Origin of the sequence: Streptomyces pathocidini (genome assembly GCF_001418495.1) — a bacterium.
Lineage (GTDB): Bacteria > Actinomycetota > Actinomycetes > Streptomycetales > Streptomycetaceae > Streptomyces > Streptomyces pathocidini.
Genome location: NZ_LIQY01000310.1, coordinates 1 through 10,494 on the forward strand (window position 1 = coordinate 1; position 10,494 = coordinate 10,494).

The following is a 10,494-nucleotide window of genomic DNA, read 5'->3' on the forward strand; positions in this document are numbered from 1 at the left end:
TGGCACCAGAGCAAGCCCCCGCCCCGCCCCTGCGCACCATGTCCGGCATCACCAAGTCCTTCCCCGGCGTACGCGCCCTGGACGGCGTCGACCTCGACGTGCAGGCCGGTGAAGTGCACTGCCTCCTGGGGCAGAACGGTGCCGGGAAGTCCACGCTCATCAAGGTGCTGGCGGGGGCCCACCAGCCCGACGCGGGCGAGATCAGCTGGTGCGGCGAGAGCGTACGGCTCAAGTCGCCCACCGCCGCCATGGCTCTCGGGATCGCGACCATCTACCAGGAACTCGACCTGGTGGAGCACCTGTCGGTGACCGAGAACGTCCACCTCGGCCACGAGGCCAGCACCGCCGGCTTCGTCCGCTCGGGCGCCGCCCGAGCGGCAACCGCCCGGCTGCTGGCCCGCCTCGGCCACCCCGAGATCGACCCCGACACCCTGGTCACCCGCCTCTCGGCGGCCGGCCGGCAGATCGTCAGCATGGCGCGCGCCCTCTCCCACGAGGTGCGGCTCATTGTCATGGACGAGCCCTCCGCCGTACTGGACCCGGACGAGGTCGACAACCTCTTCCGGATCGTCGCCGACCTCACCGCCGACGGCGTCGCCGTCGTCTACATCTCCCACCGCCTGGAGGAGATCCGCCGCATCGGCGACCGGGTCACCGTCCTCAAGGACGGCCGCACCGCCGCCCGCGGACTCCCGGCGCAGTCCACCCCCACCCGCGACATCGTCGCCCTGATGACCGGGCGGAACGTCGAATACGCCTTCCCCGAACGACCGTTGACCCAGCCCAAGGCCGCCGCCCAACCCGTACTGAAGGTCGAAGGGCTGGCCCGCGCGGGCGAGTTCGCGCCCGTCGACCTCGAACTGCGGCCCGGTGAGATCGTGGGCCTGGCCGGACTCGTCGGATCGGGGCGCTCCGAGATCCTGGAGACCATCTACGGTGCCCGCCGCCCCACCGCGGGCCGCGTCCTGGTCGACGGCCGCCCGCTGCGCCCCGGCAGCGTGCTCGCCGCCGTACGCGCCGGGCTCGGGCTCGCGCCCGAGGAGCGCAAGGCGCAGGGCCTGCTGATGCTCGAGTCCATCACGCGCAACGTCTCGGTCTCCTCCCTGACCCGGTTCTCCCGCGCCGGCTGGCTCGACCGCTCCGGCGAACGCGCCGCCGCCCACCGCACCATCCGCGACCTGTCGCTGCGCCCCAACGACCCCGACCGGCTCGTACGGACCCTGTCCGGCGGCAACCAGCAGAAGGTCGTGCTCGCCCGCTGGCTGCTGCGCGGCTGCCGGGTGCTGCTGCTGGACGAGCCGACCCGCGGGGTGGACGTCGGCGCGCGCGCCGAGCTGTACGCCCTGATCCGGCGCCTCGCCGACGACGGCGTGGCCGTCCTCCTCGTCTCCAGCGAGGTCCCGGAAGTCCTGGGCCTCGCCGACCGGGTGCTCGTGCTCCGCGAGGGCCGGGTCGTCCATGCCGCCCCCGCCCGGGAGCTCGACGAGCACCGGGTCCTCGATCTCGTCATGGAAGGGAGCCCGTCGTGCTGAGCTCGCCCGGAACCGTCCCCGCCGACGCCCCCGCCGCCAGGCCCCGTACGCCCCGGGGGCAGGGCCCGCTCCGTGCGCTGCTGGACCGCGCGGACGTGCGGAACCTCTCCCTCCTCGGGGTGCTCGCCGTCCTGATCGCGGTCGGCGGCATCACCAAGCCCGAGCAGTTCCTGTCCACCGACAACCTCCAACTGGTCCTCACCCAGGCCTCGGTGATCGGCGTCGTGACCGTCGGCGTCACGTTCGTCATCATCAGCGGGGGCATCGACCTGTCCGTCGGGGCGGTCGTCGCCCTCGCCTCGGTCTGGGCGAGCACGCTGGCCACGCAGGAGTACGGGCTCGGCGGGATGCTGCTGTGCGCGGTGCTGGTCGGCGTCGGCTGCGGGCTGATCAACGGGGTGCTCATCGCGTACGGGAGCATGGTGCCGTTCATCGCGACCCTCGCGATGCTCGCCTCCGCGCGCGGCCTCGCGCTCCAGATCAGCGACGGCAAGACGCAGGTCGTGACCGTCGACCCGGTGCTGGACCTGGGCCTTCCGGACTCGTACGTGCTCGGCGTCCCGCCGCTGGTCCTCGTCTTCGCCGCGGTCACCGCCATCGGCTGGCTGCTGCTCAACCGCACGACCTTCGGCCGCCGTTCGGTCGCCGTCGGCGGCAACGCCGAAGCCGCGCGGCTGGCCGGCATCGACGTCAAGCGGCAGCGGCTGCTGCTCTACCTGCTGTCCGGGCTGTGCTGCGGGATCGCCGCCTTCATGCTGATCGTCCTCACCGGCTCCGGCCAGAACACCAACGGAAACCTCTACGAACTGGACGCCATCGCCGCCGCGATCATCGGCGGCACCCTCCTGAGCGGCGGCCGGGGCACCATCACCGGCTCCGTCCTCGGCGTCCTGGTCTTCACCACCATCACCAACCTGTTCGCGCTCAACAACCTGGAGACCGCCGTCCAGCAGATCGCGAAGGGCGCGATCATCGTCGCCGCCGTCCTGGTCCAGCACCGAACCGCCCGCACGGAAGGGTCCTAGATCATGTCCACCACACCAGGTATCCCCAGTCGCCGGGGCATCCTCTTCGGCACCGCCGCGGTCTCCGCCGGCGCGTTCCTCACCGCCTGCACCAGCAACGAGAACAGCGACCCGGACGGTGCGAAGGAGCCCGCGGCCGCCGCCGAAGACAAGCCCGGCAAGCCGGTCACCATCGGCTTCGCGGGCCCGCAGGCCGACCACGGCTGGCTCAACGCCATCAACCAGAATGCCAAGGACCGGGCGAAGACCTACGAGGACGTCACCCTCGAGATCACCGAGGGGTCAAACGACACCGCCCAGCAGATCGGCCAGATCGAGACGCTGATCAACAAGAAGGTCGACGTGCTGGTGATCCTGCCGGCCGACGGCAAGGCGCTCACCCAGGTCGGGTTGAAGGCCATGCGCGCGGGCATCCCCGTGGTCAACCTCGACCGCGTCTTCGCCTCCCCGCAGGCCTACCGCTGCTGGATCGGCGGCGACAACTACGGCATGGGGCTCAACGCAGGCAACTACATCGGCGAGCAGCTCAAGGGCAAGAAGAACGCCAAGGTCGTCGAACTGGCGGGACTCGACAACCTCGAACTCACCCGGCAGCGCACCCAGGGCTTCGACGACGCCCTGAAGAACTACCCGAACATCAAGAAGGTCGCCCGCCAGGCCGCCGAGTTCACCGTCGAGTCGGGCCAGGCCAAGATGGCCCAACTCCTCCAGGCGGAGTCCTCGTTCGACGCGCTGTGGAACCACGACGACGACCAGGGTGTGGGCGCCGAGCGCGCCATCAAGCAGGCCGGCCGGGACGAGTTCCTGATGGTCGGCGGCGCCGGCTCCAAACACGCGATGGACGCCATCAAGGCCGGCGACTCCGTGCTCAAGGCCACCGTCCTCTACCCGCCCACCATGGCCGCCTCCGCCATCGACCTCGCCCGGGCGCTCGGCCAGGGCAAGGGCGTCGGCGGCATGGCGGAACAGGAGATCCCCGCCTCCATCACTCTGTACTCCGCCGTCGTCACCCAGGACAACGTCGACCAGTACCTCCCGACGGGCTTCAGCTGACGGGTGGCCGTACGGCCCGTGTGAGGGCCGTACGGCGGCCCGCCGCACGGCCGCGCGCCGCTCCCGGGCTCCGGGCGTGTGCCATCCCGGGCTCCGGGCGCAGGGCCGCGCGCCGGGGCGGTGGGCCACGGCCAGGCCGTCGGCCGACCGGGGCCGCCCCAGCGGCAGACGCGGGGCGCCCATCCAGCGACGGCTGGAACGACGAATGGAGGTCCTATGGACGACAGCATTTCCGACCAGGCCGCCGAAAAGGCCGCCGCCGAGGCCGCCGGCGAGGGCGGGCGCCCTATCCTCGGGGTGGGGATGGTGGGTTACGCCTTCATGGGCGCGGCCCACTCGCAGGGGTGGCGGACCGCGGGGCGGGTGTTCGACCTGCCCGTCCAGCCGGTCATGGCCGCCATCTGCGGACGCGACCCGGACGCCGTGCGCGGCGCGGCGGACCGGCTCGGATGGGGGGCCGCCGAGACCGACTGGCGCGTCCTGATCGCCCGCGACGACGTCCAGCTCGTGGACATCTGCACCCCGGGCGACAGCCACGCCGAGATCGCCATCGCGGCCCTGGAGGCGGGCAAGCACGTGCTGTGCGAGAAGCCACTCGCCAACACGGTCGCCGAGGCCGAGGCCATGGTCGCGGCGGCGGAGCGGGCGCGGGCGCGCGGACAGCTGGCCATGGTCGGCTTCAACTACCGCCGCACGCCCGCCATCGCGCTCGCCCGGCGGATGGTGGCGCAGGGGCGGCTCGGCACCCTCCGGCACGTTCGCGTGAGCTACCTCCAGGACTGGATCGTGGACCCCGAGTTCCCGCTGGTCTGGCGGCTCCGGAAGGAGCAGGCCGGATCCGGCGCCCTCGGCGACCTGGGCTCCCACATCGTGGACCTCGCCCAGTACCTCTCGGGAGAGCACCTGGTCGGCGTCTCCGCGCTGACCGAGACGTTCGTACGCGAACGGCCGCTGCCCGCGGGCGCGGTGGCGGGCCTGTCGGCGAGCGCGGGCGGGGACTCCGGGGGAGGCGTGCCGCGCGGGCGCGTGACCGTGGACGACGCGGCGCTGTTCACCGGCCGGCTGGCCTCCGGAGCCCTCGCCTCCTTCGAGGCCACCCGGTTCGCCGCGGGCCGGAAGAACGCCCTGAGCATCGAGCTCAACGGCGACCGCGGCTCGCTCGCCTTCGACCTGGAGCGCCTCAACGAGCTCCACTTCCACGACCACACCGAACCCGCCTCCTCCGCCGGCTTCCGCCGCATCCTCGCCACCGAGCCCGATCACCCCTACCTGGAGGCCTGGTGGCCCCCCGGCCACGGGCTCGGCTACGAGCACACCTTCGTCCACCAGGCGGCCGACGCGATGCGCTCCATCGCCTCCGGCGCCCTGCCCGAACCCTCCTTCGCCGACGGGCTCCAGGTGCAGCGGGTGCTGGCCGCCGTCGAGGAGAGCGCCGAGAAGAACTCCGTCTACACCCCCGTAACGCCCCTACCGGCCTAGGAGGTTCCCGGACCATGCCACGCCCCTTCACCCTCTTCACCGGACAGTGGGCCGACCTCCCCCTGGAGGAGGTCTGCCGGCTGGCCCGCGACTTCGGCTACGACGGGCTCGAACTCGCCTGCTGGGGCGACCACTTCGAGGTCGACCGGGCGCTGGGCGAGACCGGCTACCTCGACGGGCGCCACGCGCTGCTGGAGAAGTACGGCCTCAAGTGCTTCGCGATCTCCAACCACCTCGTCGGCCAGGCCGTCTGCGACGCCATCATCGACGAGCGCCACCAGGCCATCCTGCCGTCCCGCATCTGGGGTGACGGCGAGGCCGAGGGCGTACGGCGGCGGGCCGCGGCCGAGATCAAGGACACGGCGCGTGCGGCGGCGGCCTTCGGGGTCGACACCGTCATCGGCTTCACCGGATCCGCGATCTGGCACCTGGTCGCCATGTTCCCGCCCGCCCCGCCGGCCATGGTCGACCGCGGGTACGAGGACTTCGCCGAGCGCTGGAACCCGATTCTCGACGTCTTCGACGCGGAGGGCGTGCGGTTCGCGCACGAGGTGCACCCCAGCGAGATCGCGTACGACTACTGGACGACGCAGCGCGCGCTGGAGGCGGTGGACCACCGGCCCGCGTTCGGGCTGAACTTCGACCCGAGCCACTTCGTCTGGCAGGACCTGGACCCGGTCGGGTTCCTGTGGGACTTCAGGGACCGCATCTACCACGTGGACTGCAAGGAGGCCCGCAAGCGGCTGGACGGCCGCAACGGCCGCCTCGGTTCCCATCTGCCGTGGGGCGACCCGCGGCGCGGCTGGGACTTCGTCTCGGCCGGGCACGGCGACGTGCCGTGGGAGGACGTGTTCCGCATGCTGCGGTCCATCGGGTACGAGGGGCCGATCTCGGTGGAGTGGGAGGACGCGGGGATGGACCGCCTCCAGGGCGCCCCGGAGGCGCTCTCGCGTCTGAAGGCGTTCGACTTCGAACCGCCCAGCGCGTCCTTCGACGCCGCTTTTGGTAGTGGCGATTGATGGGTTGAGCGCGGTTCGAGACCGCCGGGCTCCGCCGCACCGATTGCTCGCCGTTGCGGCGGGAGATTTCTGCCGACCCTGCCGGTCGGCAGATGGGCTGGTTGGGCGGCCGCCGCCCCCAAGGCGGCTCCGCCCTGCCCACCACCGCTTTGTCCATCCTGTGGAAGAAGTGCAACTGTCCCTGTTTCAAAGGGGTTTCCGAACCGGATGAACACGGTTACGGTCGCTCCTTGAGATGTACCGGTCACGGAATCGGCAGCGATCCGCGGCCGGCCGGCGCGACGGCGCGCGCCTGTCACACACCGTCATCCCTCCGGAGGACACCGTGCACAGGAAAAGGCCCAGAATCCGCAAGGCCCTCGCGGCCTTCGCGAGCGCTCTGCTCGCGGGCGCGAGCCTCTCGCTCCTCGCCCCCCAGGCAGGCGCGCACCCCGGTCACCCCGAATCCGAACACAGCGCCGCCGCCGAGGACTTCCAGCAGGTGACGCTCGCCAAGGGCGCCGAGGAGACCGGCGAGCCCATGACCCTCGCCGTGCTTCCCGACCGCTCGGTGCTGCACACCTCGCGCGACGGCACGCTCCGCCTGACCGACGCCACCGGCTCCACCAAGGTCGCCGGCAGGATCCCCGTCTACTCGCATGACGAGGAGGGGCTCCAGGGCGTGGGCGTCGACCCCGGCTTCGCCGACAACCGCGCCATCTACCTCTACTACGCGCCGCCACTGGAGACCCCGGAGGGCGACGCCCCCGAGAGCGGTGCGGCGAGCGACTTCGAGCCCTTCGACGGCGTCAACCGCCTCTCCCGCTTCGTGCTCAAGGAGGACGGCACGCTGGACGCGGCGAGTGAGAAGAAGGTGCTCGACGTCCCGGCCTCGCGCGGCATCTGCTGCCACGTCGGCGGCGACATCGCGTTCGACAAGGACGGCAACCTGTACCTGTCGACCGGCGACGACAGCAACCCCTTCGCCTCCGACGGCTTCAGCCCCATCGACGAGCGCGACACGCGCAACCCGGCCTTCGACGCCCAGCGCTCCTCGGCCAACACCAACGACCTGCGCGGCAAGGTCCTGCGCGTCAAGGTCGCGGAGGACGGCTCGTACACGGTCCCGGAGGGCAACCTGTTCGCCCCCGGCACCGAGAAGACCCGCCCCGAGATCTACGCGATGGGCTTCCGCAACCCGTTCCGGATGAGCGTCGACAAGACCACCGGCATCGTCTACGTCGGCGACTACGGCCCCGACGCGGGCGCGGCCGACCCCAAGCGCGGCCCGGGAGGCCAGGTCGAGTTTGCCCGGGTCACCAAGGCCGGCAACTACGGCTGGCCGTACTGCACCGGCGACAACGACGCGTACGTCGACTACGACTTCGCCGACCAGACCTCCGGCGCGTCCTTCGACTGCGCGGCGCCCAGGAACGAGTCGCCCCACAACACCGGCCTGACCGAACTGCCGCCCGCGCAGGCGGCCTGGATCCCCTACGACGGCGGTTCCGTGCCCGAGTTCGGCAGCGGCTCCGAGTCCCCGATGGGCGGCCCGGTCTACCGCTACGACGCCGACCTGGACTCCCCGGTGAAGTTCCCCGAGGCGTACGACGGGGACTTCTTCGCGGGCGAGTTCGGCCGCCGTTGGATCAAGCGCATCGAGCAGGACGCGGACGGGAAGGTCCAGTCGATCAACGACGTGCCCTGGTCCGGCACCCAGATCATGGACATGGAGTTCGGCCCCGACGGCGCGCTCTACGTCCTGGACTACGGCCTCAGCTGGTTCGGCGGCGACGAGAACTCCGCGCTCTACCGGATCGAGAACGCCACCGACGGGCACTCCCCGGTCGCCCAGGCCACGTCCGACAAGACCAACGGCAAGTCCCCGCTGAAGGTGAAGTTCTCCTCCGAGGGCACCGAGGACGCGGACGGCGACCAGCTGACGTACGCCTGGGACTTCGGCGACGGCGGCAAGTCCGCCGAGCCCAACCCCACGTACACGTACAAGAAGAACGGCGTCTACACCGCCACCGTGACGGTCAAGGACGGCTCAGGGCGCGAGGGTTCGGCGAGCGTGCACCTGACGGTCGGCAACACCGCCCCGAAGGTCACCCTCGAACTGCCCGGTGACGGCCGGCTGTTCACCTTCGGTGACGAGATCCCCTTCAAGGTGAAGGTCAGCGACCCCGAGGACCGGGAGATCGACTGCACCAAGGTCAAGGTGACCAACATCCTCGGCCACGACAGCCACGGCCACCCGGTCAACTCGGCCACTGGCTGCTCCGGCACCCTCAAGACCAGCGCGGACGGCGAGCACGACGCCAACGCCAACATCTTCGCGGTCTTCGACGCCGAGTACACCGACAAGGGCGCGGGCGGGCAGCCCGCGCTGACCACCCATGACCAGAACGTGCTCCAGCCCAAGCACCGCCAGGCCGAGCACTTCAACACCGCCAAGGGGGTCAAGGCCACCGACCGCGAGTCCGCCCACGGCGGCAAGACGGTCGGCGACGTCAACAACGGCGAGTGGATCGCCTTCGAGCCCTACCGGATCGGCGACGCCAAGTCCCTGACCGCGCGCGTGGCCTCGGCCGGCATCGGCGGAACCCTGGAGGTCCGCACCGGCTCGGCCAGGGGCAAGGTCCTCGGCACCGCGAAGGTGGAGCCGACGGGCGGCTGGGAGACCTACCAGGACGTGACCGCAAACCTCGCGAAGCCCCCCGCCGGGACCACCACGCTGGTCCTGGTGTTCAAGGGGAGCGGCACCGAAGCGCTCTACGAAGTGGACGACTTCTCCCTCACGACCGGCTGATCCCGGACCCGGGAGGGTGGCCGCCACCCGCCGCCCTCCCGGGCCGCCTCACCTCCAAGGGGCCCACCTGATGAGCACCAACGACACACCGCCCAACACCCCCGCCGACCCCACCGGCGACCGCTCCATCAGCAGACGAACCTCACTGCGGCTGGCCGCCGCCGCGGCCCTCCTCCCCGCGCTGGGCGCCACCGCGGCCCCGGCCGCCGCCCGGCCGCGCCCCTCCCGCGCCAAGAAAGTCCTGGTCTTCTCCCGAACCGCGGGCTTCCGCCACGACTCCATCCCCGACGGCATCGCCGCCATCAAGGCGCTGGGAGCCGGGAACGGCTTCGCCGTCGACGCCACCGAGGACGCGGCCGCCTTCACCGCCAGGAACCTGGCCCGCTACGACACCGTCGTCTTCCTGTCGACCACCGGCGACGTGCTCGACGCCGCCCAGCAGACCGCGTTCGAGGGCTACATCCGGCACGGCGGCGGCTACGTCGGCGTGCACGCCGCGGCCGACACCGAGTACGACTGGCCCTTCTACGGCGGGCTCGTCTGCGGGTACTTCCACAGCCACCCGGCGATCCAGCAGGCCACCATCAAGGTCGAGGACCGGGCCCACCCCGCCACCGCGCACCTCGGCGAGACCTGGACCCGCACCGACGAGTGGTACAACTACCGCACCAACCCCCGCTCCACCGCCCACGTCCTGGCCTCCCTGGACGAGTCCTCGTACACCGGCGGGAACATGAACGGGGACCACCCGATCGCGTGGGTCCACGAGTACGAGGGCGGCCGCGTCTTCTACACCGGCCTCGGCCACACCAAGGAGTCCTACGCCGACCCCGTCTTCCGCCAGCACCTGCTCGGCGGCATCCGCTACGCGCTCGGCGACGTACAGGTCGACTGCCGGTCGGAGTCCGGCTACCGGCACCTCTTCGACGGCCGGAACACCGACGGCTGGAAGCAGGCCGGCCCCGGTTCCTTCGCCCTGAAGGACGGCACGCTGACGTCCGAGGGCGGCATGGGGCTGTTCTGGTACGCGGCGAAGGAGTTCCGGTCGTACTCGCTGAAGCTGGACTGGAAGACGGCCGGGGACGACAACTCCGGCATCTTTGTGGGCTTCCCGCCCTCCGACGACCCGTGGTCGGCCGTCGACAACGGCTACGAGATCCAGATCGACGCCACGGACGTCGACGAGAAGACCACCGGCTCCGTCTACGGCTTCCAGTCCGCCGACCTGGCGGCGCGCGACGCCGCGCTCAATCCGCCGGGGGAGTGGAACACCTACGAGATCCGGGCCCAGGGCGAACGCCTGCGGATCTGGCTCAACGGCACCCGGATCAACGACTTCACCAACCGGGAACCCGCCCGCAGCCTCGCGGGCCACATCGGCATCCAGAACCACGGAGCGGGCGACGAGGTCGCCTTCCGCAACATCCGCATCAAGGAGTTGAGGTAGATCCTCCGGACGGGTGGGCAGGTTCGGGGGCGGGCCGTTCACGCGGCCTCGCTGCCGGCCCGGCCGGCCGCCTGCCCGCCCGCCCGACCGACCGGCTGCAGGGTCCCAGGGCCGCAGGGCAGGGCCCGATCCCCGGTTCCGCCGGGAC

Annotated in this window: 7 protein-coding genes; all 7 read left to right on the forward strand. The window is 71.4% G+C overall.

Going from position 1 to position 10,494, the window contains the following annotated elements; all coding sequences use genetic code 11:
* The coding region (locus tag AOK16_RS15815; protein WP_240483589.1) for a sugar ABC transporter ATP-binding protein at positions 1 to 1,532 on the forward strand (1,532 nt) is incomplete at its 5' end.
* Positions 1,529 to 2,557: an ABC transporter permease gene (locus AOK16_RS15820; protein ID WP_055472885.1), complete on the forward strand. Its 1,029-nt coding sequence runs from the start codon at positions 1,529 to 1,531 to the stop codon at positions 2,555 to 2,557. The genes AOK16_RS15815 and AOK16_RS15820, both read left to right, overlap by 4 nt.
* A 3-nt stretch (positions 2,558 to 2,560) precedes the next feature.
* A complete protein-coding gene (locus AOK16_RS15825) occupies positions 2,561 to 3,610 on the forward strand; it encodes a substrate-binding domain-containing protein (protein WP_055472883.1) in 1,050 nt (349 codons plus the stop codon).
* 303 nt (positions 3,611 to 3,913) lie between these two features.
* The gene (locus AOK16_RS15830) at positions 3,914 to 5,089 is read left to right on the forward strand and encodes a Gfo/Idh/MocA family protein (RefSeq protein WP_240483592.1); all 1,176 of its coding nucleotides are present in this window, start codon (positions 3,914 to 3,916) and stop codon (positions 5,087 to 5,089) included.
* A gap of 14 nt (positions 5,090 to 5,103) precedes the next feature.
* On the forward strand, positions 5,104 to 6,108 hold the full coding sequence (locus AOK16_RS15835; protein ID WP_055472884.1) for a sugar phosphate isomerase/epimerase family protein: 1,005 nt from the start codon (positions 5,104 to 5,106) through the stop codon (positions 6,106 to 6,108).
* A 325-nt stretch (positions 6,109 to 6,433) separates the two neighbouring features.
* Positions 6,434 to 8,899, forward strand: coding sequence for a PQQ-dependent sugar dehydrogenase (locus tag AOK16_RS15840; RefSeq protein WP_240483590.1), 2,466 nt, complete (start codon positions 6,434 to 6,436; stop codon positions 8,897 to 8,899).
* A 70-nt stretch (positions 8,900 to 8,969) separates the two neighbouring features.
* On the forward strand, positions 8,970 to 10,346 hold the full coding sequence (locus AOK16_RS15845; protein ID WP_079101438.1) for a ThuA domain-containing protein: 1,377 nt from the start codon (positions 8,970 to 8,972) through the stop codon (positions 10,344 to 10,346).
* Positions 10,347 to 10,494 lie beyond the last annotated feature (148 nt).

Excerpts from the sequence above, each read along its gene's own strand:
- AOK16_RS15825 (WP_055472883.1), top strand. The coding sequence starts at position 2,561 with ATGTCCACCACACCAGGTATCCCCAGTCGCCGGGGCATCCTCTTCGGC.
- AOK16_RS15830 (WP_240483592.1), top strand. The coding sequence starts at position 3,914 with ATGGTGGGTTACGCCTTCATGGGCGCGGCCCACTCGCAGGGGTGGCGG.
- AOK16_RS15835 (WP_055472884.1), top strand. The coding sequence starts at position 5,104 with ATGCCACGCCCCTTCACCCTCTTCACCGGACAGTGGGCCGACCTCCCC.
- AOK16_RS15845 (WP_079101438.1), top strand. The coding sequence starts at position 8,970 with ATGAGCACCAACGACACACCGCCCAACACCCCCGCCGACCCCACCGGC.